The following is a 25267-nucleotide window of genomic DNA, read 5'->3' on the forward strand; positions in this document are numbered from 1 at the left end:
TAGCACCAATGTCTATTCACAATGAGGCTAACTAAAAGTAAAGTGACCTAAGAATGAAGTTAAGTTTAAAAAAATATATACATTAATATGTAATTTTTAATAGATGAATATGTTGGCTTACCTTATTGAATTATAATCTAAGTCTGTAAAATATAACAAGAGACTCTATGTAAGATGTAACTATGTTATTTTGATAATTTTTTCTTCAAACATTTTCATAATCTAGTTATATAATTTATGAAAAACACTCCATAAGTGCTATAATACTACCTTGTATTTTCTATAATTTTTAGAATATATAATATTTATTCTATTTCTTCTAACAGCTTAAATTTTGTTGCAAGTGCAACAAGGTTGTGGTAAAATTTATTTATAAATTTTTATTGTATTTGCAACAAAATATATTTTAAAGGGGTTTATTATGACAGAAATTCTTCGTGAGATAGGAATGATAGCAAGGGCATTAGATTCTATAAGTAATATAGAATTTAAAGAATATGACCTTACAAAAGGGCAGTATTTGTACCTTGTGAGAATATATGAAAATCCAGGAATAATTCAAGAAAAATTATCTGATATGATAAAAGTAGATAGAACAACAGTATCCCGTGCCTTAAAGAAATTGGAGGTTAATGGATTTATTGAAAAGAAGGCAGATAAGACTAATAAAAAAATCAATAAACTTTTTCCAACAGAGAAGGGTGAAAATACTTATCATTTTATTAAAAGAGAACATGACTATTCCAATACTGTAGCATTAGAAGGATTTTCAGAAGAGGAAATGGAAATAATCTCTAACCTTCTTCAAAGAGTAAGAAAAAACATAGAAAAAGATTGGGATTTTGTGAAAAAAGGAAACAAAAGAAATTATTGATTATACAAAGGGGTGATTTAATTAAATGACTATAAATATAAAAAAGTGTAATGTTGAAGATTTGCCTAAACTTCTAGAAATTAGTTATGAAACATTTAATGAGACATTTAAGAATCAGAATTCTCCAGAAAATATAAAAGCTTATCTAGAAAGGGCATTTAACTTGAAACAATTAGAAAAAGAATTATCCAATATTTCTTCACAATTCTTTTTCGTATATTTAAATAATGAAGTCGCTGGATATTTAAAAATCAATATAAATGATGCTCAATCTGAAGAAATGTCTGATGAATCTCTTGAAATTGAAAGAATCTATATAAAAAGAAAATTTCAAAAACACGGTTTAGGCATGTATTTACTAAATAAAGCTATAGAAATTGCGATGGAATTTAACAAAAAGAAAATCTGGTTAGGTGTGTGGGAAAAAAATGAAAATGCTATTGCTTTTTATGAAAAAATGGGCTTTGTCCAAACTGGATCCCACTCTTTTTATATGGGCAATGAAGAACAGGTAGACTTTATAATGACTAAGATACTCATATAATTTAATGGAGTTACTATTTACTTTAAGGAGGTATATTTAAATGACTAAATTTGTTGTTGAAGAGGACTTTTGGGGTTTATTTCCTAATGCAAGAATTGGTGTTGTTGTTTGCCATAACATAAATAACTTTATAATAGATGAGGATAAATATAAGGAAATGATACTTATCTCAGAAAAACAGGCCTTAAAATATTTAAATAATGAAATATTCAGCAGTAATGAGGTTATAAAGGTATGGAGAGAGGCCTTTCAAAAATTTAAGACAAAGAAAGGAGCACGATCATCAATTGAAGCACTGCTAAAGCGAGTGCATAAGGGGAACCATTTAGGGACTATTAATCCTCTAGTTGATATTTACAACTCTATTTCATTAAAATATGGATTGCCTTGTGGTGGGGAAGATATTGATACATTTGTTGGAAATATAAGATTAACTAAGGCAGTTGGAAATGAAAGTTTTGTTACATTAGGAGCAGAGGAAAATTCACCACCCTATGAAGGGGAAGTAATATATAAGGATGATGAAGGTGCAATTTGTAGATGCTGGAATTGGAGAGAAGCAGTGAGGACAATGCTTACTGAAAATACAAGAAATGCTTTTCTGTGCATTGAATTGGTTGATGAAAGTAGATTAGCAGAGTTTGAGAGTGCTTTAAAGGAATTGTCGGAAGCAGTACAAGATAATTTGGGTGGGATATGCGAAATTTCAATTTTAGATATTAACAATAAAGAAGTTTTAATAAGATAATTTTGAAAAAGAATTTTATTTAAGATTTTTATATCTATATATTAGCTTTTATTATAATACTAAATTATATTTACCAGAAATCTAAAAGGATTAGATTCGCCTTGTTTTAGGAAGGGACTATATTATAAAAAGGGGGAGGAACTATGTTTAGAAAAATGAGAAGGAATAAACAGTTATTATCTATAGATGATATTGTAGCCGTAATGGAGAGATGTACCAACGGTGTATTAGCATGTATGGGTGATAATGATTATCCTTATGCAGTTCCGCTTAGTTATGTTTACTTTGACAACAAGATTTACTTTCATTCAGCAAAAGTTGGTCATAAAGTAGATGCTATTATAAAAAATCCGAAGGTGTCTTTTTCAGTAATTGATGAAGATACAATCGTAAGTGGAGAGTACACGACCTATTTTCGTAGTGTCATTGCATTTGGAAAAGCAAGAGTTGTTGAGGGCGATGAATGGGTCAAGGGTTTTGAAGCTTTGGTTGAAAAATATTCAGGAGATCAGCCCAAAAAAGCAAAACAAAAAGAAATAAGTGGATGTACACAGTCTCATGTTATTGCAATTGATATTGAGCATATAACTGGGAAGGAAGCTATTGAATACATCAGGGCAAAGCAGTAGAAGAATTTATATAATGGAAACCTTATCAATAGATTAGATATTATATTATTTTATAGATAAAGAACCATGTTCAACATAAAAATCTTAGTTTATATATTTTATATAACTCCAAAACTTAATATAGAAATTCAAAGAGGCGAAGTCTTCGGTCAACTTATGATCGATAGGCTTCGCCCTTTTTTTATGCCTAAAAACAGAAAGAAAGGATTGAGGACAATGTCAAAATTATTTATGTATGGCACTTCATTGGAGGGGATAGAACAGCTAATGGTTATGGTGCCAAATTTTCAACCAAGGAGAAATGGCATAGTTATTAATAATTATTTTAATTGTGAGGGAGGTGTTAAGGATTGTAATTCCAGCTTAATTAATGTAAGTAATAGATGCAATGACTGTAAAAATATTCATTCTAGTTTCTTATCCGATGTGGATAAGGTCAGGTACAAAGGTTTAATAAATGAATCTTTTAGAAAAATAAGAAATTATTCATTTAAAGATAGGCTGAGACATCTTACTGATAGCTTTAAAGGAGAAGTATTCTTAAATCCTATTCATAAAGAAAGATTCTATCGTGTAGTTTACGAAGAAGATCTTGATATCTATGATATATCTCCAAGATATATTGCCGTCATATTTCTTCTTACTTCTGATGAGACTCTATGGAATCTACTAGAGCATACTGTAAAACCAAATGGATTTGATTTTAATAAGTGTAACCTTAAACAAATAAGTACAGGAGGATATGCCATATACCAAATGGCTAAAACTATTTGGACAGGAAAAGAAAGCATTGAGATTAATGAAATAGCCGATGTGGATTTAATTGATGATAAGGCTTTTAAGGCAATTATTAATGCTTCACTGATTACAAGATATGGTGCAGATATATTTTTAATTACAAAGTAGAATGGAGGGATAAGACTTGAACATTACGATTAAAAAACTGAATAGAGAAAATGAAAAGACTAAAACCATATGGTTTCCTATTGAAGAAGAAAACTTAGATAAAATATGCAGTGAGCTTGGAATAGAAATGACTACAGAATCAAATTGCTATATTGAAAATAGTATGGATAGAAACTTTCTAAGGATACTGCATAATAAAAACTGTAATATAGATGAGCTAAACTATTTAATGAAAAGGCTAGATGGATTTAGTCAAAAGGAGATAGAAAGATTCTATGCTGCATCCTTTGCAGAAAACCCTAAGACAATGACAGAATTAATAAATCTAAGTTTTAATCTGCATTGCTATAGTCTTGTATCTGAATTTGATAATCTAGAAGCTATAGGAAAAGACCTATATCTAACAGAGAGGCAAGCAGTATCAACAAAAGAATTAGATGAACTTGACGGTGAATCATATGCAATGGATGTAATAAAAAACAATCCTAGTTCTATAATCACACCTTATGGTGTTCTATATAAAAACAGTAATGAGCCAGAGCAAGTATATAATGGGGAGCAGTTCCCACCATATGAGTGGAAGGACACTATGGCGACAGTTGAATTAAAAGTAAAGGGCGGGAGTGAATTTATATATATACCTTGTTCTGATGTTGAAATTACTAAGGCACTGATGAGATTAGGAACACCTTACCTAGATGACTGCAAAGTTACTATCGATAGCTATAACATTCCTGACAGAATCTTAAATATTATCCCTGATGATCTAACATCATTAAATAAAATAGATACTTTAAATAATCTAGCAGATAAACTAAAAGAAATGAGAAGTGATATAAGATATTTTGAAAGGCTTATGGACTATGTAAATCCACAAACTGTTGATGAAGTATTTTCTCTAGCAGACTCCATGTATGAATTTGAATTATTCGATGGAATAAAAGACATTGAAAGCTATGGAAGATATATGATATGTGAATCAGGGAATTTTGAATATGATCATAATTTAGAAGAATATATTGATTTTAAAAAATACGGTATAGAGAAATCAAATAATGAATTAGGTTCATTCTCAGACAAGGGATATATTATCTATCACGGATATAATCAAAAGCTTGCCAGTTTATTGTTTGAAAATCTTGGCATAATGGTTCCAGAAGAAAGAGAATTAAAGACATTAAAATTATATATGCCCTTAACTATTACAACCTATGATATACAAAATGATTATGGTTACAGAGAAACCTTAGATGAACCAATGGAATTAGGAAATTTTGAAATAGTTGATTATATAGATGAGATCCTTGAAGCTATAGAAAGAGACACTCTTTCAGGAGAAGAACAAAGAGGCTTGATGAAATACTACGATGGACATGACAGTGTTAATGGAAAGGTAGCTAAATATGAATTTTCTATTGAGATGGTAGATGCTGAATTAATGGGTGTAGCAATACTAGCACTAAATGATGATTTAACATCGTCAGAACTTGAGAAGATTAAGGGTGAAATAATCGATCAGGTTGCAGATGGCTGGGGGGAGTCTTTTGAGCAAAGAGAAATAAATACTGATATGGGAGATGTCTATATTAGCTTCTGGAATAGCAGTAAGAGCTGGTTTATTAAAACAGCTGAAGAAATGGAAATAAATCAAAATCAAATAATGGGAGGGATAAAATTTGAATAACAGAAATCAAGTGGAGAGAATCAAAAAGATGTATCCTGCAGGAACAAGAATAGAATTACTTTCAACCATGGATGATCAGCAGGGAGTTGAGAAAGGCATTAAAGGAACAGTGACTTTTGTAGATGATATTGGAACTGTACACATGAAATGGGATAATGGAAGAGGCCTTGGTCTTATTCCCGGAGAAGATAATTTTAAAGTGTTATCCCATCCCCAAGAAGAAATCAAAGAATCAGAGGAACATTCCAAAGAACAGTCGCAAGGTATGGGAGGTATAAGTTTATGAGAGATTTAAATTATATGTGGAGAAGACTTGAGGGAACAGAAGAAGAAAAAGCATATCTGGATAAGCGATTTAATGAAATGTCAGTTAAAGAACAATATGTTTTAGAAGGTGCCATTCAAATTATAGGGATATATACTGCAGCAGATATGATTAATATTACAGAGCAATTAAGCAGTTTTGATTTTTATTATAAAGCAATTGATGAAAAATTCCTTGGAGAATATGTGGCTAAACATAAGGAAGATGCATCTGATGAGGTGCTTTCATTTATAAATACAGAAAAACTTGGCACAGAATATCACGAAGACTTTGAAGGTGCATTTACAGACAAGGGATATACTATTGAAAGAAACACTATCAAACAAATTTATGACGGTTCAAACTTAGATAAGCTGATAGGGGATGATTGGACTATAAAAATTAAAGTTGGAAGTAAAAGGTACCCAGAAGGCTTATGGATAAACCTGCCTGACTATGGATCTTTTAGTTTAGAACCTCATGAGCTGGATATTGCATTAGATGTACTTGGTATAGATAAATGGGATGAAGGCTATTTATTAGATGCAAAGTGTGTATTCCCAAATATTACAGAATTAAAAAATCAGTATGACTCCATAGAAGAATTAGCTGATAATGGCAATAATTTAGGATATGCTTGTGATGAACAAGATCAAGGGAGGGATTTTTTTATGGAGAATTTAGAATCAGCCATGGAAATTGAAGGTTGTACAAGACTTGATTTTGCCCTTGATATTTCCCAAAATCTAGCTTGCTATGACTTTGTACCAAAAGGAGCTAATTTTGAAAAGTATGGGAGAATTATGGCAGAGAAACATGGAGTCGTAAAACCAGATTCAATACTGGGAGAAAACTTTGACTATGAAAAATATGCCAAGGTAACTATAGAAAAAGAAGAGCTGGAGCCTTGCAAACATGGTTATATTAAAAGAAATGAAGAGAAGTTCTATTATGAATTCAGCAAAGAACCAGCTAATATGGAAATATCCATGGAATAACGAATTTCCTAATAGATATATTAAGTAACTTGTGATATATTGTGGTGCTTGAGGGAGGTGGCACCATGGAAGATATGATGGAGATACTTAACAATGCAGTAACTGAAAGACTGGAAATAGCATATTTTAAATTGATTAAGGAAAATGAGGAAGTAAAGCAAGGAGTTGAAGCAGTAAAGGAATTAAGTATAAAGCTATATGAAAATACTGATATTCCAAAGGAAGTAAGGAGACAGATTGAAGATTATAAAGACATATCCGACTTTATAGAAAGGGAGATGCAAAAATTCATTTATGTGGAAGGAATAAAAGATGGCATTAAGCTGTTAAGAGAACTTGGTGTACTAAGGTAGCGCGGAAGATATCCGTGTTTTTTTATACCCCAAAATAGAGAGGCCGATTGTTAGCTGTAAATTACAGCATAGCAGTCGGCCTTTTTTGTTGCCTAAAAACAATCATATCTACAGATGTTGTGGTATCTAGAAAAGGAGGCGGGGAGGTGGAACATGATTTTTTAATCTATATAAAAGAGTATCATACCGGAAAACAAAAGGCTGTATCCAGTGCATATCTTCAAGATAGATTCTGCATCAGTTCAAGAACTGTAAGGATGCTGGTAAATCAGTTAAGGAATGATGGCAACCCCATATGTAGTGGTGACAATGGTTACTATTATGCAGCTGATAGAGAGGAACTTATTGCAAGCATCAGACAGATGTCAAGCCGAATTAGAGAGATATCGAAAGCAAGAAGAGGGCTTGTCAAAGCATTGGAACATTTCCCAGATGATAACGGACAGCTGAGATTGGATCTTGATAATGAAGCAGAAAAGAGGTGATGAAATATTAATAGTTTTATGAGTTGGATAGGTGGGAAAAAGGCTCTAAGAGAATTAATAGTGTCTGTATTTCCCCTTTATTATGAAAGATATATAGAAGTGTTCGGAGGTGGAGGATGGGTACTTTTTCATAAACCACCTGGTAATGATTTTGAAGTATATAACGATTTTAATGGACTTTTGACTAATCTCTATCGATGTGTAAGGGAAAGGCCAGATGAGTTAATTGAGGCACTGCATTTTGTACTAAATTCTAGGGAGGATTTTGACATAGTAAAGGATGCACTCGCAAGGGATAGCATAGAAAGTGATGTAATAAAAGCAGCATACTTTTATCAACTTATTCGATATAGCTATGCATCAGGACTTACCAGTTTTGGGAGCCAGCCCCATGATATGTGGAGCAACTTCCCCTTAATCGAGCAAGCACATAGGAGACTTAGCAAAGTAGTTATTGAAAATAAGGATTTTGAAAAGCTGATAAGGCAATATGATCGCCCTGTCAGCTTTTTCTATTTAGACCCCCCATATTATGAAACAGAAAAATATTATAAAAATGTAGGAGAAGGTGGATTCCAAGAAAAGGATCATATCAGACTAAAGGATACTTTAATGAATATCGAGGGAAAGTTCTTACTTTCCTATAATGATTGTGACTTTATAAGAGAAATATACGATGCACCTAATATTCAGATTGAAAGCTTTACCCGTATTAACAATATTAAACAGCGTTATGATAACGGGGCTCAATTCCCAGAAATACTGGTGGCAAATTATGATATGCAGGAAAGGAAGGAAAATAATCCTTCACAAATAAACTTATTTGAAATAGAAAATGGACTTTAAAATAAGGAGGAAATTTATATGAAAAAGATTCAGGAAAATATTAATTTATCCGTGGAAGAAATGAAGGATTTAGAAGCTATGGATTGCGATGAGATTGAGATAACAACTTTAGAGAATGTTGTTGTTGCTATGAAGAGAACTATGAATGCAATGGAGCTTATAAGGGCAGCTGAAGGACTTAAGAACTTATCAGAAGAACTAATAGTCCATCTTGCAAGTGTTTGCGGCAGATGTGATGATTGCTCTTATTGCGAAAGATTTGAAGAATATGATGAGATTGTTGTACCTGATTATCTCTTAGAAGAAGCAGGAATCCCAATAGATGCAAAGCTTTGTGCATATACAGAAGAAGATAGCGGAAAAGTTGTAGTTGTAGAAGCAGATTATGACTATGATATAGCTGATGTACCACAGTTTGTAATTGATATTTTTGAAATATCAGGAATTTGTATTAGGGAATTAGAAGAAAGATTGATGATGGATGACATTGTCTATGGAGAGTAAATATATCTCCATAGAGCTACCAAAAGCTTATAGGAGGGGTGATAAGAACTAAAAAATTACTAAGGAAAGGGGCAGAGAGCAAGGTTATAAGTAATAAGTAGCAGAGAAAGACAGGAGGTGGAATATGAGTAGTATTAAGCTTAAGAATGATTGTATTTTCTACTATGGAAATCCTGCAGGCTATGTGGAAAAAGATATTGCAACAGTAGACTCTATGTTTCAAAATGATGAATTAGAAAATTGGATTCATCAGAGAGAACTCACTGCTATATGGACAGATGGGGTATTTGAAAAGCTGTCAAAAGGTGAAAAAATGCTTGGACATAATGGAATGGAAACACCCCTTAAAGTTTGCCGTATATGGCAGCTAAAATCCAATGTGGACCCAAGATATAAATTTATAGGATATGAGGAACTTAAGGAGAATCTTGGTGAACCGGATAAAGAAAATTATGAGATCGTCTATGATGGAGAAATTGAAACCAATAATTTAGAAGTGATCTATATGAAGTTTAATCTAGATCATCCTCACGGATTCACAGGTCATTCTCTATCAATATCTGATGTAATAGAGCTTTATGATAGTACAAGCAGTGAATTTTACTATGTAGATCGATTTGGTTTTAAAGAAATTGATTTTGAGCCGCAGGATCAAAGAAAAGACATGAATATGAGTATGTAAAATAAAAATAATGGAGGAAAACAGAATGAAATATATATTAAGAAAAGCAAATGAATTTATGACAGGAAAGGCTGCTGCAGTAAAAACAGCAGTAAGTAATAATAAAGGAGAAGGCTATATTGACACAGCTGTAAAAATTCTTATTGCTGTAGTTTTAGGGGCATTACTTTTAGCAGGGCTATATTTATTATTTGGAGATGTGGTTATGCCAACTTTAAATGAGAGAATTAGAGAAATGTTTAACTATGCAGGTTAAAAGGAGGAAATGTAATAATGAAATATAGATCAAAGAGAATAATTAATATTCTTTTAGTAGTTTGTATACTAATAACTAATTTTATAGGTTCTGTCTATGCTGCAAAGCATATATTTTCAGATAGTATAGGACATTGGGCAGAGGAAACAATTAACCTTCTTACAGAGAGAGGGATCATTCAAGGATATCCCGATGGACTATCTCATCCGGATAATATTATTACAAGGGGAGAATTTTCAGCCCTTCTGGCAAGGACTATGAAACTTGAAGCCAAAGACAGAGAGAATGTTGGTCCAGTATTTAAAGATATCATAGGTCATTTTGCCCAAAAGGAAATAGAAGCACTTGTTTATGAAGGAATCATTCTAGTGGAGGACTATGGTAAGTTATATATACCTAATAAGCCTATTAGTCGAATGGAAATAATTAAAATGTTAGTTAGAGCGATAGGAAAAGAAAATCATAATCTAGATTGTTCTTGTGATACAGGATTTATTGATGAGGATAATCTGACTAAAGAAGAAATTGAATATATTTGTCTTGGAAAACAATATAACATCATTTCTGGTTACCCAGACAGAAGCATTCGTCCTAATGGTGAAGCAACTCGTGCCGAAGCCTTTGCAATGCTTATTAAGCAGGAGAAAGCTAAAGAAAAGATAGAGGAAGATAAAGCTAAGGATAAAGATAAAAATGAGCAAGAAAAGCCTACTATACCATCAAAACCAACTGATAAGCCTACGGACAACAAGCCAGATAGAGATAGGGATACAGAAAACAGCTCATCTTCAGGTGATGGTTCAAATTATGTTCCAGCACCAAAATATAGTTTTGAACTTCTCCTTACAGCTTATGTTGATGAGGAAATTCAAATTATTCCCAAATCCTCAAATGTAAAGTCAGTAACATGGGAGATTAGTAAAGATGGTATCCCTGTAGATTTACTTTCAGTTATTGATGGAGAGTTAAAGGCAGATGGGGGAACTATTAAAATTAAATCTGTTGGAAGTTATAGCTTTACAGCCACAGCTGTAAATAGTCGTGGGAAAGAGGTTAGGCATGAACAAAGCATAGATATTTACCCAGTAGTTTCTGCTGAGTTTAAACTACCTGAAACAGCCCATACAGATACAACAATAGATGTTGATCTATCCACCGAAAACTTAGGAGAGAATCTTGTAGTATGGTCACTTAAAAAAGACAATATTGAAATAGACCATAGTACTGTACTTACAGGCGAGCTTACAAACACTGGTGGTTTAATAACATTTAATAACACAGGAATATATGAATTAACAGCTGTTATAACTGATAAACTGGGGAAAGAAACCAAAGTAAGTGATGTAATTAGAGTATATCCTGTGGGAGAAATAAAGATAGAGCTTGATAAGATAACCCATACTGATAAAAGTATTACTCTAAAAACAGAAACAAAGAATACTGATGATATGGATTTAATATGGTCTCTTACTAGGAATGGGGAAGAGGTCAATGTTTCAGATTTTATTGAAGGGAATATCTCATTAGGAGATAGTATTGTAGGTTTTAAGGAAAAAGGTGTATACAATTTAATTCTTTCAGCTACAGACAAAACTAGCAGAACATTTGCGGATAAGGTATCCATTACCGTATATCCTGTAGGTTCTGCTGGCTTTTATTTACCTGAAATATTCCATATAGATGATGAGATAAAGCTCGAAGCAGCCTTTAAGGAAATTGGAAATCGTAATGCAGAGTGGTCACTTATCAAGGATGGCAAAGAAGTAGAACTTTCAGATTTTGTTAGTGGAAATCTATCCAATGATGGAGGAATAGTTACTTTTCCTTATAAAGGTGAATATACTCTAAAAGCTTTCTTCACTGATGATGGAGGGAGAATATATGACTATGAACAAAGTTTTAAAGTTTACCCTGTGCCAGCTGTTGGTTATACATTACCTAAGTATGCCCATACTGACAACGATATTAATGTAGAGGTAAACAGCACAGAGCTTGATGGACTAAAGATTGAATGGCTTGTTGATAATACTTATGGTTTTCAGGATTGGTCAACTTATGTGGAGGGAAATCTAAATAATTCAGGAGGTAGTATCAGGTTCAAAAGAGCAGGTGTTTATGAACTAGTAACTAGAATCATCGATGAAACTGGCAGAGTATTTCTCTTTGAAACAGGAGATAAAATCGAGGTGCTTCCTGTATTAGATATAGGATTTGAACTTCCGAAATCAGCCTATACAGACAGTATTATTAATATTAGAACCTATGGTAATAACAATGTTCTTCCAGTGGAATGGAGCATTACCAAAGATGGTGAAGTTATATCTGAAGAGCAGGCAATCTCTGGAAGTTTAAATGCACAAGGTGGCAAAATTACCTTTCTTATAGATGGAGATTTTATATTAACTGCAACAATGACAGATTTCCTAGAAAGAAGTTTTTCATATAGTCAGGAAATAACTATAAATCCAGTTATAGAGTATAGCTTTACCATGCCTGATTCCATTCACTATGGCAGGGAATTTGAAGTAAAAGGAGATTCCAAAAATCTTGGAGCAAATAAAGTTAGATGGACATTAGAAAAAACAGGTGAAGCAGTAGATTTCAATGGTGAACTAGCCAATGAAGGAGGGAACATCTCCATATCAGATACAGGTGAGTTTACTCTTATAGCCACAATTATAGATAGTGAGGGCAGAGTATTTACTCATAAAGAAAAGATTACTATTACCAATACTGCACCAACAGTAACTTTAACAGCTACACCAACTAGAACTGTAAAGAACGGTAAATTCTTTGTTGATATTAAGGCAACAGCCAGTGATCCAGACGGAGATGCAACAACCTTAGAATATGAAGGTACAACCAGTGATAACTACTATCCAGTAGGTACTCATAAGATTCGTGTACGTGCAAAGGATAGTGCAGGAGATTATTCACCTTGGGTAGAGAAGAGCTTTACAATTGTAAATTCAGCACCAACAGTAACACTGACAGCTACACCAACTCGGACTGTTAAAAGTGGAAAATTCTTCGTTGATATCAAGGCAACAGCCAGTGATCCAGATGGAGATGCAACAACCTTAGAATATGAAGGTACAACCAGTGATAACTATTATGCAGTAGGAACACATAAGGTCAGGGTACGTGCAAAGGATAGTGTTGGAGCTTATTCACCTTGGGTAGAAAAGAGTTTTACAATTAAAAATTCACCACCAACTACCCCCGTAATTACTAGGACACCAAGTGGAAATAGTGTTGCCCCTGGTACTAAGGTAACTATTACAGCTAAGAGTACTGATGCAGATAATGATTCAATTACCTATGTTTGGGAAGGGCGTAATGCTGAAACACAAGTCTACCCGTTAGGAAAAAATACGGTTCGCGTAAAGGCTGTGGATTCCACAGGTGCAGAGTCCCCATGGGCAGCCATTGTATTCTTTGTTGCTGATCCTAATGGCAGTGGAGGTATGATGTTAACTGGTCCTGATTCAGTAATTCTAGAAAATGGTTTAGAAGGTGCGACTATTACTGAATATACATTTACTGTTCCTCCTGTTGCAGGACATAGTGGAAGTGATTATGGCCGTGTTCGTGGATACAATGTAAAAACAAAACAGTGGGATGAACTTGATTATGGAACTACAAGCAATGGTATCACATTCAGCAGAACTCTAAGTGCTGGTATGTACTCTAAGCTTGAGTTTTATTATTACACTAATCACAATTGTATGTACGATAAATCCAATATTACCTATTCTGTAAGTTACCATTTTGAATAAACAAGGAGGAAATGAATATGGAAAGAACAATTGAAAAATCAAATAATTTTATAACAAATAAAGCTATAGCTGTAAAAGCAGCAACTACCAATAACAGGGGAGAAGGATATATTGACACAGCAGTGAAAATTCTTATTGCTGTAGTTTTAGGAGCATTACTTCTAGCAGGACTATATCTATTATTCGGTGATGTGGTTATGCCAACACTAACAGAGCGTATTAAAGAAATGTTTAACTATGCAGGTTAAGAGCATCTTACAAGGGGTGCTTTTTTCTTTTCTGCTAATGGTGGCATCTTATACAGATATTAAAAAAAGGGAAATACCAGATACAATCTGTATATTTATTGCCTTAATAGGCCTGCTAAGATTTAGCTTTTTAAATCTGTTTGGGATAATTATTGCTATCCCATTTCTATTAGGAGCAGTATTAAAAGAAAACAGTATTGGTGGGGGTGATATTAAAGTAACTGCCTCAGCAGGCATTGTCCTTGGATTTTGGAGAGGAATCTATGGATTAATAATAGGGCTTAGTTTATTAGTATTATTTTATTTATTCTTAGTATTAATATCTGAGATAAAGAAGAAGCAAGTGGCTAGGAATTTACCTATGCCACTTGCTCCCTTTTTAGGGCTAGGTTTTATGATTATATATTTTATGAATTAGGAGGAAAATCATATGGGATTTTTAAAAAATAGAACTGTAATAGGTGTGATATGTATCTTATTATCACTTCTTATATGCTTTGGACTTACACCATTATTTAATAAAGGGATGAGCCAAAAGACTGAGATTGTTAGAGTAACAAAAGAAATTAAAGCAGGCGATGAAATCACAAAGGATATGGTTAAAGTAGTGGAAGTTGGAGGGTTTAATTTACCTGAAAATATAATTCGGACAACAGACAATGCTATTGGAAAATATGCTACATCAGATTTAGGAATAGGAGATTATATCTTAAATACAAAACTATCAGAAATACCAGCAGCTGAGAATGCTTATTTATATAATCTTGATGGAAGTAAACAAGCAATGTCTATCACCATAAAAAGCTTTGCTAATGGTCTTTCTGGAAAGCTTCAAAGCGGGGATATTGTGTCTGTGATTGCACCTGATTATAAAAAGCAGGGTGAAACAGTTATTCCATCAGAACTTAAATATATTGAAGTAATATCTGTAACTGCTTCATCAGGATATGATGCAAATACTGGTGAACAAAGAATAGAAGATGAAAGAGAACTTCCATCAACTGTAACCCTTCTTGTAACTCCAGAACAAGGAAATATCCTTGCTGAACTAGAGTCAGACTCTAAGCCACATTTATCACTGGTCTATAGGGGAACACCAGAAAATACAAGGCAGTTTATTGATATGCAGGAAGAGATAATTAAAGAACTTTACTCGGAAGAACAGGAAAAAACAGATGAGGAAGTATCAGAACAAAATAAAGTTGAGGAAAGTAAGATTGAGGAAACAACAGAGGGTGGGGTGGAGTAAATTGCTGAACTTTAAAAAGAAAGGTATATTCATACGAAAGACAGAAGAAAAGGTACAGGAGGAAATTCTTCATGGAGGCGTTTTAGCTGTTTGGGGAAGTCCTGGTAGTGGAAAAACAATCGTAGCCACAAAGATTGCTAAGTATCTAGCAGATAAGAAAAAGAATGTAGTATTGGTTTTATGTGATATGACAGCACCTATGCTCCCTTGTATTTGTCCTCCATCAGATCTTGAATGTGAAAAGTCATTGGGAAGTATTCTTGCTGCAGCCCATGTAAGTGAGGCCCTTGTTAAGCACAATATGATTACTCATAAGAGATTATCATATCTAACAATCCTTGGAATGCTTAAAGGAGAAAATGAATATACTTATCCCCCATATACAGAAGTACAGGCAAGGGAGTTAATTGAAAATCTTAGGAAAATAGCACCATTTGTCATTATCGATTGTGGCAGTTATATTGCAAATGATATTTTATCTGCAGTTGCCCTAATGGAATCAGATTCAGTATTAAGACTGGCCAATTGTGATTTAAAAAGCATCAGTTATTTATCCAGCCAATTACCCCTTCTTCGAGATAGTAAATGGGATGCAGATAAACAGTATAAGATAGGATCAAATCTAAAGCCACAGGAAGGTATTGAATATATAAATCAAGTCCTTGGAAGTGTGGCTTTTAAACTACCCCACTCACAGGAACTTGAAGAACAATACCTTGCAGGAAATCTATTTGGAGATTTATCCATGAAGGATAGCAGGGCATTTAGAAAAGAAATAGAAAAGATTGCAAGGGAGGTGTTTGGGTGTTAGGTAAAAAAAGAGGCAGATCTGTGTTTCTAAAGGAAGAAAATCGACAAAGTGGAACATTTGCAAATAGAAATGTGGTAATAGATGAACTAATGAGCGATATATCTACTATTGAAGATTTAGCAGTAGAAGTATTGGAAGTAGAAGAAGTGAAAGAAATAGAAGAGATAAATAAGGTAGTGAAAGTAGAGGGAGTAAAGATAATTCAAAGGGAGTTGGGCTCTGATAATAGAACCCACTCTCTATTTTTTACCCCAGAATCAGATGGTAAAGACTTTTCTACAGTCTTAAAAGATGTTCAAGAATATATTTCAAATAACTACTCTATCCTTATTACTGATGAAACAATAGAAGGATCTAAGGAACATCTAAAAAGATATATATCCAAATATGTACAAGATAGCCGAATCTCAGTAAAGGGAATGAGTGGGAATGAACTTATAGATGCCTTATACAGTGAAATGGCTGAGTTTGGATTTTTAACAAAGTATATACATGGAGAAGGTATTGAAGAAATTGATATCAACTCATGGAAGGATATAGAGGTTCAGTATTCTGATGGAAGATGTGAAAAACTGGAAGAACATTTTGACTCTCCTGAACACGCAATCAATGTAATAAGGAGAATGCTCCATATATCTGGAATGGTCCTTGATAATGCAAGTCCTGCTGTACTTGGACATTTATCAAAAAATATTCGTATAGCAGTCCTAAAGACCCCATTAGTAGATGAAGATGTAGGCATTGCAGCATCCATTCGTATTGTGAATCCTCAGAACATGAAAAAAGAGGATTTTATAAATGGTGGTACAGCAACAAATCCTATGCTGGACTTTTTATCAGAATGCATCCGTTATGGTATTTCTGTTTGTGTGGCAGGGGCAACCAGCTCCGGTAAGACAACAGTTGCAGGCTGGCTTCTTACTACAATACCTAATAATAAGCGAATATTTACCATTGAAAATGGCTCGAGGGAGCTATCTTTAGTCCGTGAAAAAAATGGAAGAGTAGCTAATTCTGTCATTCATACTATAACTCGTGACAGTGAAAATGAAAGGCAAAGGATAGATCAGATAACACTACTCGATATGTCTCTTAGATTTAATCCAGATATCATAGTTGTAGGGGAGATGCGTGGAGCAGAGGCCAATGCAGCACAGGAAGCAGCGAGGACAGGGGTAGCTGTTCTCACAACTATCCACTCAAACTCCTGCGAGGCAACTTACAGAAGAATGGTCTCCCTTTGTAAAAGAGCGGTAGATATGTCCGATGAAACACTGATGGGGTATGTAACAGAGGCCTATCCCATAGTTGTATTTTGTAAGCAATTAGAAAATAAGGAAAGAAAACTGATGGAGATTATGGAATGCGAAATCTTACCTGATGGTACAAGAAATTATAGGCCGTTATTTCAGTACATCATTACTGAAAATAGGATGGAAGATGGAGAATTTATAATTAAAGGATACCATGAACAAGTAAATAGCATATCAGAAAGTCTATCAAAAAGATTCTTAGAAAATGGGATGCCAATTGATACTATAGAAAAACTTAAAAAGAAGGAGGGACAAAGTCTATGAGTATCATCTTATTAATGGCCTGTATTGGAATGATTACAGGTTTTTTTATTTTGTTTAATATCTCACCAATGGAGTTTACAGATAATGTCTTTAAAGGGGTAATGAATAAACCTAAGAGCATTAAAGATCAGATTAATGAAACGACTAAACGGAAGAAGTTATCCTTTTTCAGACGTGAAGTTATTGAGGTTCAAGAGATTTTAAGAATAACAGGAAGAGAGAAGAAGTTCCCCATGCTTTGTGCCTCATCTCTTTTACTTTTTACTATAGGAGGATCAATTGCAGTCATCCTTGGTAATTACTTTTTAGTTCCAGTAATGGCAATAGGCTTAATGTTTATACCATTTTGGTATGTTCGTATTACACAGACTCATTTTAAAAAGGCTATTTCGGCTGAACTTGAAACAGCACTCAGTATTATTACAACAGCGTATTTAAGAAATGAAGATATTCTAACTGCTGTAGAAGAAAATATGAATTATTTAAATCCGCCTGTATTATCTGTATTCAAGGAATTTATATCAAGGATAAAGCTTATAAATCCAGATATTACAGCATCTTTGCAAGAGATGAAAGGAAGAATTGACAATGCAGTGTTTAGGGAGTGGTGTGATGCTTTAATTGCTTGCCAGTTTGACAGAAGTTTAAAGACAACACTAACACCTATAGTAAGTAAATTATCTGATATGAGAGTTGTAAATGGGGAACTTGAAAATATGGTGTTTGAACCAAGAAAAGAATTTATTACCATGCAGATATTAGTTCTTGGGAATATTCCTCTTTTATATTTCCTCAATAAGGATTGGTATCATACATTGATGCATACTGTGATGGGGCAGATAGTACTTGCAATATGTATTACTGCTATTTTTATATCTACCGCTTTTGTAATCAAATTAACCCAACCAATAGAGTATAGGAGGTAGATAAGATGACATTTTTAATTATTATCTTTGGAGTACTCCTGGCTCTTGGACTATTTTTTATAATGGCTGATATTTTAAGACTTCCAAGTCTTGCCACACAAAGGGCGATGCAATCTGCAGGAAAAAAAGGAAAAGAAAAGACGAAAAGTATAGATATATTACTTTTAGGATTGGCAGTAAAGCTGGCAAAATACATTCCCATTGATGAGTATAAAAGAAATAGAATGAAAAACACATTAAATGCATCAGGAATTAATATGACTCCAGAAGAATATATGGCATCTGCTATAGTAAAAGCAGGTTTAATTGCATTGGCTGTAATTCCTTGCCTTATGATATTACCTCTCTTAGCACCAATTATTGCATTTTTAAGTATCCTTATATATTTTAAAGAGATACGAAAAGCAGATGAAGAGTTAAAAGAAAAGCGAGAAAAGATAGAAAAGGAACTGCCAAGGTTTGTAGCAACTATAATCCAAGAGCTAAAGGCTAGTAGAGATGTATTATCTATGTTAGAGAACTTTAAGAATAATGCAGGAGAGGATTTTGCAAATCAATTAGATATATTAACTGCGGATATGCGATCCTCATCCTATGAAGCAGCCCTTACAAGGTTTGAAGCAAGGATAAACTCACCTATGTTATCAGATATTACTAGAGGGTTAATCGGTGTTCTTCGTGGAGATGATGGATCTATGTATTTTCAAATGTTATCTCATGATATGAAACAACTGGAACTTCAAAGATTAAAAGCCGAGGCTATGAAGATACCACCTAAGATTAGAGTGTTCTCCTTTATAATGCTTATGTGTTTTATGATGACCTATATGGCTATTATCATCTATGAAATCATCCGCTCTTTCAGCGGATTGTTTTAGGAGGTGTTCATATGCTTAAGGTACTAAAGTCTAATAAAGGAGAAGGGTATATTGATGTAGCTGTTCTTGTACTTTGTGTTATGCTTATGATTGCTCTGGCCGTAAAGGTATTTCCAGTTTATATTGCAAAGCAGCAAATCGACACCTTTGCCACGGAACTTGTTAGAGAAGCAGAAATTGCAGGAAGAGTAGGGACAGAAACTACAAATAGGGAAATCTTATTAAGAGATAAAATGGGAATTACACCAACGGTTAAGTGGTCAAAATCAGGACGGATTCAGTTAAATGAAGAGATAACTGTAACTATTACCTATGAAACTAATATTGGTCTATTTGGAGGATTTGGTTCTTTCCCTATAACTTTACGAGCTGATGCTGCAGGGAAGTCAGAAGTATATTGGAAATAGGTGAATGATATATCTGTTTGAATAGGCAGTAAAAGTAAGAAAAGGTAGGAGTGAGTAAGAGAAAGTGAGAAGAGTAGGTGAAAGGATGCAGAAGATTAGACAAATATTAAGAGAAAAAAGAGGAAGTTCCTTTCCTTTGATTGTTGCTGTAACTTTGTGCCTTGTAATAATCATTACAGGTATATCCGAATATTTTAGATTGATGATTATAGCACAAGGCGTTCGTGATGCAGTGCAAGATGCCGTAATCTCTACAGTAAATGATAATTATGATGATGTCTATCATGGAGTTCGTGAAGGGTATTCAGGAGGATACCAGCCAGTAGCAGATGATTTTGAAGAATCCCTTGATTATGGAGATATTTATAATAGATTAGATACAATTTTAGGTTTAGAGCAAAGTGGCGGATACCATGTAAAAACTATATCAGATGGAAAAATGGAGTTTAGAATATGGGACTTAGATGTGGATATAAGGAATGCACCTATTGGAACAGGAGATACAGCAAGTTCAAGATTTAAGGTTGATTGCACCATTATGCTTGAAGTACCAGTATCCTTTGGAGGTAAACTTCTTCCTAGTATGAAGATACGAATAAAGACAAGTGGAGGATATACCCCTAAGTTTTAAGAATTTAGAAAATATGAATAGACATTTCCAAACTCTTGTGGTAGGGTGTGAATTATAAGAAGCGGAAAAAAGGAGGCAGAAATCTATGAAGAATATAAGTGATAAAACTAAAAAGTGGCTTGTAGTTACTGGAGGTTTAGTGATTTGTGCAATGCTTATACTTATGATAGGCTCACAGTTTAGAAAAGAACCAATAGAGGATACACTCCCAAATCAAAATATAGAAGTTGATGATGTAACAATAGAAAAACTAAAGGATACAGAAAAGGCAGAGAAAGAGGAAGTAACGAATGATGAAGATAAAACGAATAATGAAAAAGAAGATGAAATTATAGTACCACCAATTAAAACTCCAGATACACAGTCTACAAATAAGAATGGTGTAGATAAGGGAACAGAGCAAACTATTCAAAAGAATGCTGAAAAGCCTAAAGAACCTACAAAAGAACAGCTAACAGATCCAACACAAAAACCTAATGGTGAAAAGGTAACAGAGCCACCTGTAAATGTGGATCATGAGAAGGTAGAAAAACCTGAAGAGTTACCAAAACAAAAGGATGAACCAAAGGGTGGAGATAAAAAAGATGGTAAGATTTACGTGCCTGGATTTGGATGGATTGATGATATTGGAGAAGGTGAAGGAACTAAAGCTGAAGATATGTATGAGAATGGTAACAAAGTAGGAAATATGGATTAAATACAAATAGCAAGATAAACACTGTAGAAATGCAGTGTTTTTTTCTTTGCAGAAAGGAGATTCCATGAAGAGAATATTAACACTTTTTATAGCCATTTTGATGATACTTAATTTAATAATACCTATTTCTGTACTTGCAGTTGGAGATGGAAACATAGATTCAGGCGGTGGAGGAATGGGAAGTGGTACAAGTGACAATAAATGGTCACCTGGATATGACGGGGTGAGAGTGACTGTAGTTCGTGCCAATGATCATTCAGTAGTAACAGTCCCCATTGATTTAACTAATAAACAACCTACTAATGTTCGCTTACATTTTGGGAAGGTTAGTAAATTAAATTATAACGGAGGAAGATCCCTTTCACCTAGTAGTGAGAGTTACTCTTTTATTAATCCTTCACAGTCTATCCCTAAAATAGTAAGTACAGATGGGAAAAACAATATAGATGCAATAAAAAGCTATTTTACAGATGAGCAGGTTATTCGTTCGATTGCATCTCGTACAGGAATGGATTATGACATATTAATTGGTGGAGATTATAAATTACTCCTGGAACCTATGGCATATTATACATTTCAAGGGGTTATGGTTGCTACAACAGCAACAGAAGCAGCTATGTATGATGAAAAACTGAGTGGGGGACTTAGGAGTAAGATGGTGTCCTTATCTCATAAGAACTTGCCTCTTGCTATGTTTTTAGAGGTAGGGGATTTAGGATATCCTGCGTGGAAGGGTAGTACATCAACTCCAGCATCTAATGCAGATATAAAGTCTTCTTTAGGTCTTGGAATTGTTCGTTTTACAGAGAAACCAGAGCCACCAGTTGTAAGCACATATGATTATGAGTATAGAGTAAACACTGAGGTAATCACATCTATAATGATAAGTGGAGGACAATCTGATCCTGATAACCCAACCTATGTGAGCTTTGAAATTGAAGGTAGAACCTATAATGTTGGAAATGTCTATTATCCCAGAGGTGATTCACAGCTTGCTTGGGTAAAATGGACCACTCCTGATACAGAGCAGGATATGATTATTAATGTAAGTGTACATGGTTCAGGAAGTACAACAAAATCGATTATCAATGTAAGGATTGTTGATTTAGATAAGAATCCACCGCCAAATCCTGTAGCAGATGATAGAAATGACTCGTTTTCCTATGCTCCTGTTCCACATAGAGAGCAGAAAACAATATCCAACTGGAGTATATGGAGTCCGTGGTGGCAGGAATATTGGGTATGGCATAGCACAGGTGATGACTCAGGATACTGGTGTGATCATGGGTGGTGGGAGTTTGATCTTGACCAATATAGTGCAAAACTTTCTGCTGATATGAGAATTACAAATGATAGTAAGAATCCTACTGCAAGCGGAAGTACTTTTAAAAGTGGATATGGCATCAACCAAATAGTAACTGCAAATATTAGTAGTACTCAAAGCTCTGCTATTACTTATCCTCAGAATGCTGTTTCCTATTTTCCAGAATTTCAATATGAAACCTATTGGAGATTGTTAGATCGTACATCTAGTGGTTCCAATGCTAGATTTGAATTTAAGAAAAATAAGTATTCCACTTATAAGAATCGTACACATTTTACTCCCATATGGATGCCAGACGGAACATATACAGTAAATACTTGTATAATAGATTCGTGGACTCCTGATGGAATGCTCTCTATGAACCTTACAGACTCACTTGCAATAAGGGGGAACTTATGGCAGGATTGGCATATTGCGCCTCTAAAACCTTAAATACAGAAAAAGAAAGGTGGATTTTATGAAGGTATATAAGAGAAGTACATTAATTATATGCATAGTATTGATGTTTACTTTAATGTTTAGTACTACAGCTTTTGCTGCAGGTTCGGGAGATGTAGCAGGTGCAATCGAGGGTACTTGGAAAGATGCATCTGGGCAAATTAAGACTGTAGTAAATAAAGTTGTGTTTCCTGCCATTGACCTTATTTTAGCAGTGTTTTTCTTTGCTAAACTGGGAATGGCTTATTTTGATTATCGCAAGCACGGTCAATTTGAGTGGAGTGGGCCAGCAATTTTGTTTGCATGTTTGGTATTCACCCTAACAGCTCCAACATACATTTGGAAGATACTTGGGATGTAATAAAAAAGTAGGATGTACCCATTTGGATTCATCCTACTCTATAAATTGAAATTTGTAATTTATTTTATCTTTTTATTATTACTATCTAAGATAGAACCAACAATAATACCAATAATCATTCCTAATCCAGCTCCTAAAGGTATGCCAGATATAAAGTTACTTTTATTCATGATAATCCCTATAATAATTCCTACACCAGCACCAAAGCATAATCCAAGGGATATACTTATTGCTAAGTATTTATTTGTATCTTTTTTCATGTTATACCTCTTCCATAAATTCTTGTCTGTCAATATAATATCATATTCCGTTGCTATCTTCAAGCAATCTGTGAGTATTGACTAATATATACTCGGTATTAACTAGCTTTGAAAAGTATCACTTATTCTGTACATCTAACAGCAAGATGTACATTTTTTATTTCTTTGAAAGGAGGCAATAGTGAAATGTTTATATGGGATTTTATCTTGGGCGATATAATGAACCAGATTGTTGATTGGATTTATGGACAACTTATAGGTTTTCTTGCAGATTTCTTTGCTCAGATGGGAAATATGGGAGTGGAACTCTTTGAGATGAGATGGGTACAGTCAATTGTTTTGTTTTTCTCTTATCTTGCCTGGTCATTATATGGAACTGGCCTTGTAGTATCTTGTTTTGAAACAGGTATTGAATATCAAAATGGAAGGGGGAGTATTAAAGATGCAGCCATAAATTCTATAAAAGGATTTATGGCTGTTAGTCTGTTTACCATAGTACCAATAGAACTATATAGATTATCTGTTAACTTACAAGCAAGTTTAACTGCAGGAATTACAGGCTATGGGACTGGAATAGGTGAACTTGCAACAAATATTATTACAACATTAAATAATGCAGGGGATGTTACCAGTGTCGGCAGTTCAGGAATATTTGGTGGACTTTCTATAATAACAAGTCCATTTATGGCACTGTTTATTATTATTTTAATGGGTTATGCAGTGATTAAAGTATTCTTCGCTAACCTTAAAAGAGGTGGGATTTTACTAATACAAATAGCAGTTGGAAGCCTTTATATGTTTTCTGTTCCTCGTGGCTACATTGATGGCTTTATTCAATGGTGTAAGCAAATAATTGGTCTTTGTCTTACGACTTTTTTACAAGCAACCATATTGACAGCTGGACTAATGGTAGTAAAAGATCATGCATTATTAGGGCTGGGCTTAATGCTATCAGCAGGAGAAGTACCAAGGATTGCTGGGGCATTTGGACTTGATACATCTACAAAGGCTAATATAATGAGTGCAGTTTATACAGCACAGGCAGCAGTTAATACTACAAAAACTATTGTACAAGCAGTACCAAAATAAGAATAGAAAGGTCGGATTTTATGAAACTAATTTTTGTTGCATCTCCCTATAAAGGAGATATTGAAAAGAATATAGAGTATGCGAAAGAGGCTTGCCGACATGTGTTAAACGAAGGTAATGCCTTTTTTTGTCCCCATCTTCTCTATCCTCAGATTTTAAATGATAATAATCTAGAGGAGAGAAAAATAGGCATTAAAATGGGAAAAGAACTATTAGCAAAATGCGATGAGCTTTGGGCATTTGGTGGGCATATATCCAGTGGGATGTTTGAAGAAATTGAGTTTGCAAGAAAAAATAGAATCCCTATAAAAAGAATTACGCATCTGAATATGGAAACAAAAGAACAGACTCTCTTAAGGTTAGGAATGTAGTAATGATTACCTTGGGGAGTCTTTTTGATGGGATAGGAGGATTTCCCCTTGCTGCTGTTAATAATGGAATCATTCCTATATGGGCAAGTGAGATAGAAGCCTTTCCCATTGAAGTAACAAAAATAAGATTTCCAGATATGATCCATGTTGGCGATATAACAAAATTAAAAGGGGAAGGATTACCTCCTGTTGATATTATAACTGGTGGCTCACCTTGTCAAGATTTAGTGCGCCCATAAGGGCATGTATGAAACACTTTCGTAAGCAGAAAGTCGAGTTTAAAATTACAAAATACTCGTCATCACTCACGTTACCTTAGAGGGAAACTAAAGGGGGAAAATAGCATAGTGAGAAAGCCATAAGTTATGAAAATATCTAAATACGACTGAATGGCGAGATGAAATACTT

The 25267-nt window shown here is 34.1% G+C and carries 31 protein-coding genes; 30 read left to right on the plus strand and 1 reads right to left on the minus strand.

What is annotated here, in order from left to right; translation table 11 throughout:
* The first annotated feature begins 421 nt into the window (after positions 1–421).
* The 27 genes from KQI42_RS17005 (at position 422) to KQI42_RS17135 (ending at position 23139) form a co-directional block, all read left to right on the plus strand.
* Entirely contained in the window at positions 422–874 is a 453-nt protein-coding gene (locus KQI42_RS17005; protein WP_026894224.1) for a MarR family winged helix-turn-helix transcriptional regulator, read from the plus strand.
* A gap of 25 nt (positions 875–899) precedes the next feature.
* Complete coding sequence (paiA, locus tag KQI42_RS17010) at positions 900–1418, plus strand: spermidine/spermine N(1)-acetyltransferase (RefSeq protein WP_216521510.1); 519 nt, start codon at positions 900–902, stop codon at positions 1416–1418.
* A 40-nt stretch (positions 1419–1458) separates the two neighbouring features.
* Positions 1459–2166: a B3/B4 domain-containing protein gene (locus KQI42_RS17015; RefSeq protein WP_026894226.1), complete on the plus strand. Its 708-nt coding sequence runs from the start codon at positions 1459–1461 to the stop codon at positions 2164–2166.
* Positions 2167–2309: 143 nt separating this feature from the next.
* Entirely contained in the window at positions 2310–2795 is a 486-nt protein-coding gene (locus KQI42_RS17020; protein WP_026894227.1) for a pyridoxamine 5'-phosphate oxidase family protein, read from the plus strand.
* 216 nt (positions 2796–3011) lie between these two features.
* Positions 3012–3701 (plus strand): hypothetical protein, encoded by a 690-nt coding sequence (locus tag KQI42_RS17025; RefSeq protein WP_216521512.1) that lies wholly within the window; start codon positions 3012–3014, stop codon positions 3699–3701.
* A gap of 16 nt (positions 3702–3717) precedes the next feature.
* On the plus strand, positions 3718–5385 hold the full coding sequence (locus tag KQI42_RS17030) for an antirestriction protein ArdA (protein WP_216521513.1): 1668 nt from the start codon (positions 3718–3720) through the stop codon (positions 5383–5385).
* On the plus strand, positions 5378–5671 hold the full coding sequence (locus tag KQI42_RS17035; protein WP_246566711.1) for a DUF4314 domain-containing protein: 294 nt from the start codon (positions 5378–5380) through the stop codon (positions 5669–5671). The genes KQI42_RS17030 and KQI42_RS17035 overlap by 8 nt, the downstream gene beginning before the upstream one ends.
* The gene (locus KQI42_RS17040) at positions 5668–6687 is read left to right on the plus strand and encodes a hypothetical protein (protein ID WP_216521515.1); all 1020 of its coding nucleotides are present in this window, start codon (positions 5668–5670) and stop codon (positions 6685–6687) included. The genes KQI42_RS17035 and KQI42_RS17040 overlap by 4 nt, the downstream gene beginning before the upstream one ends.
* 65 nt (positions 6688–6752) lie before the next feature.
* On the plus strand, positions 6753–7040 hold the full coding sequence (locus KQI42_RS17045; protein WP_154443075.1) for a hypothetical protein: 288 nt from the start codon (positions 6753–6755) through the stop codon (positions 7038–7040).
* 146 nt (positions 7041–7186) lie between these two features.
* The gene (locus tag KQI42_RS17050) at positions 7187–7525 is read left to right on the plus strand and encodes a hypothetical protein (RefSeq protein ID WP_154443074.1); all 339 of its coding nucleotides are present in this window, start codon (positions 7187–7189) and stop codon (positions 7523–7525) included.
* Between the two features lie 18 nt (positions 7526–7543).
* Positions 7544–8371 carry a DNA adenine methylase gene (locus KQI42_RS17055; protein WP_154443073.1) on the plus strand — a complete coding sequence of 276 codons (828 nt, stop codon included), beginning with the start codon at positions 7544–7546 and terminating at the stop codon, positions 8369–8371.
* An 18-nt stretch (positions 8372–8389) separates the two neighbouring features.
* Positions 8390–8875 carry a hypothetical protein gene (locus KQI42_RS17060; protein ID WP_216521517.1) on the plus strand — a complete coding sequence of 162 codons (486 nt, stop codon included), beginning with the start codon at positions 8390–8392 and terminating at the stop codon, positions 8873–8875.
* Positions 8876–8999: 124 nt separating this feature from the next.
* A complete protein-coding gene (locus KQI42_RS17065) occupies positions 9000–9557 on the plus strand; it encodes a YodL domain-containing protein (protein WP_216521518.1) in 558 nt (185 codons plus the stop codon).
* Positions 9558–9582: 25 nt separating this feature from the next.
* Positions 9583–9813 (plus strand): DUF6133 family protein, encoded by a 231-nt coding sequence (locus tag KQI42_RS17070; protein WP_216521519.1) that lies wholly within the window; start codon positions 9583–9585, stop codon positions 9811–9813.
* Between the two features lie 17 nt (positions 9814–9830).
* Positions 9831–13592, plus strand: a complete 3762-nt coding sequence (locus tag KQI42_RS17075) for an S-layer homology domain-containing protein (protein WP_216521521.1) — start codon at positions 9831–9833, stop codon at positions 13590–13592.
* A gap of 17 nt (positions 13593–13609) precedes the next feature.
* Positions 13610–13840 carry a DUF6133 family protein gene (locus KQI42_RS17080; protein ID WP_216521523.1) on the plus strand — a complete coding sequence of 77 codons (231 nt, stop codon included), beginning with the start codon at positions 13610–13612 and terminating at the stop codon, positions 13838–13840.
* A complete protein-coding gene (locus tag KQI42_RS17085) occupies positions 13830–14258 on the plus strand; it encodes a prepilin peptidase (RefSeq protein WP_281420501.1) in 429 nt (142 codons plus the stop codon). The genes KQI42_RS17080 and KQI42_RS17085 overlap by 11 nt, the downstream gene beginning before the upstream one ends.
* A 12-nt stretch (positions 14259–14270) precedes the next feature.
* Positions 14271–15089 carry a Flp pilus assembly protein CpaB gene (cpaB, locus tag KQI42_RS17090; protein ID WP_216521527.1) on the plus strand — a complete coding sequence of 273 codons (819 nt, stop codon included), beginning with the start codon at positions 14271–14273 and terminating at the stop codon, positions 15087–15089.
* Between the two features lies 1 nt (position 15090).
* Positions 15091–15900: a ParA family protein gene (locus KQI42_RS17095; RefSeq protein ID WP_216521529.1), complete on the plus strand. Its 810-nt coding sequence runs from the start codon at positions 15091–15093 to the stop codon at positions 15898–15900.
* Positions 15894–17477, plus strand: a complete 1584-nt coding sequence (locus KQI42_RS17100; RefSeq protein WP_216521531.1) for an ATPase, T2SS/T4P/T4SS family — start codon at positions 15894–15896, stop codon at positions 17475–17477. Before KQI42_RS17095 ends, KQI42_RS17100 begins: the two co-directional genes overlap by 7 nt.
* The gene (locus KQI42_RS17105; RefSeq protein WP_216521533.1) at positions 17474–18403 is read left to right on the plus strand and encodes a type II secretion system F family protein; all 930 of its coding nucleotides are present in this window, start codon (positions 17474–17476) and stop codon (positions 18401–18403) included. The genes KQI42_RS17100 and KQI42_RS17105 overlap by 4 nt, the downstream gene beginning before the upstream one ends.
* Positions 18404–18408: 5 nt before the next feature.
* A complete protein-coding gene (locus tag KQI42_RS17110) occupies positions 18409–19281 on the plus strand; it encodes a hypothetical protein (protein WP_216521535.1) in 873 nt (290 codons plus the stop codon).
* 11 nt (positions 19282–19292) lie between these two features.
* Complete coding sequence (locus tag KQI42_RS17115) at positions 19293–19688, plus strand: DUF4320 family protein (RefSeq protein WP_216521537.1); 396 nt, start codon at positions 19293–19295, stop codon at positions 19686–19688.
* A gap of 64 nt (positions 19689–19752) precedes the next feature.
* Positions 19753–20319 (plus strand): hypothetical protein, encoded by a 567-nt coding sequence (locus KQI42_RS17120; RefSeq protein WP_216521539.1) that lies wholly within the window; start codon positions 19753–19755, stop codon positions 20317–20319.
* 85 nt (positions 20320–20404) lie between these two features.
* Positions 20405–21016 carry a DUF6550 family protein gene (locus tag KQI42_RS17125; protein ID WP_216521541.1) on the plus strand — a complete coding sequence of 204 codons (612 nt, stop codon included), beginning with the start codon at positions 20405–20407 and terminating at the stop codon, positions 21014–21016.
* 64 nt (positions 21017–21080) lie between these two features.
* Positions 21081–22772: a DUF8193 domain-containing protein gene (locus tag KQI42_RS17130; RefSeq protein WP_216521542.1), complete on the plus strand. Its 1692-nt coding sequence runs from the start codon at positions 21081–21083 to the stop codon at positions 22770–22772.
* Positions 22773–22797: 25 nt separating this feature from the next.
* The gene (locus KQI42_RS17135) at positions 22798–23139 is read left to right on the plus strand and encodes a DUF3852 domain-containing protein (protein WP_216521544.1); all 342 of its coding nucleotides are present in this window, start codon (positions 22798–22800) and stop codon (positions 23137–23139) included.
* 59 nt (positions 23140–23198) lie between these two features.
* On the opposite strand, the gene KQI42_RS17140 is transcribed toward KQI42_RS17135, so the two are convergent.
* Entirely contained in the window at positions 23199–23399 is a 201-nt protein-coding gene (locus KQI42_RS17140) for a glycine zipper domain-containing protein (RefSeq protein ID WP_216521545.1), read from the minus strand.
* Positions 23400–23585: 186 nt separating this feature from the next.
* Between KQI42_RS17140 and KQI42_RS17145 the strand changes: the two genes are divergently transcribed.
* The 3 genes from KQI42_RS17145 to KQI42_RS17155 are packed head-to-tail and all read left to right on the plus strand — an operon-like array spanning position 23586 to position 25098.
* Positions 23586–24488 carry a conjugal transfer protein TrbL family protein gene (locus tag KQI42_RS17145; protein WP_216521546.1) on the plus strand — a complete coding sequence of 301 codons (903 nt, stop codon included), beginning with the start codon at positions 23586–23588 and terminating at the stop codon, positions 24486–24488.
* A 20-nt stretch (positions 24489–24508) separates the two neighbouring features.
* Positions 24509–24859: a DUF7768 domain-containing protein gene (locus tag KQI42_RS17150; protein WP_216521547.1), complete on the plus strand. Its 351-nt coding sequence runs from the start codon at positions 24509–24511 to the stop codon at positions 24857–24859.
* A gap of 11 nt (positions 24860–24870) precedes the next feature.
* Positions 24871–25098, plus strand: a complete 228-nt coding sequence (locus KQI42_RS17155; protein ID WP_246566712.1) for a DNA cytosine methyltransferase — start codon at positions 24871–24873, stop codon at positions 25096–25098.
* Positions 25099–25267: the final 169 nt, after the last annotated feature.

This window comes from Tissierella simiarum (assembly GCF_018917865.1).
Lineage (GTDB): Bacteria > Bacillota > Clostridia > Tissierellales > Tissierellaceae > Tissierella_C > Tissierella_C simiarum.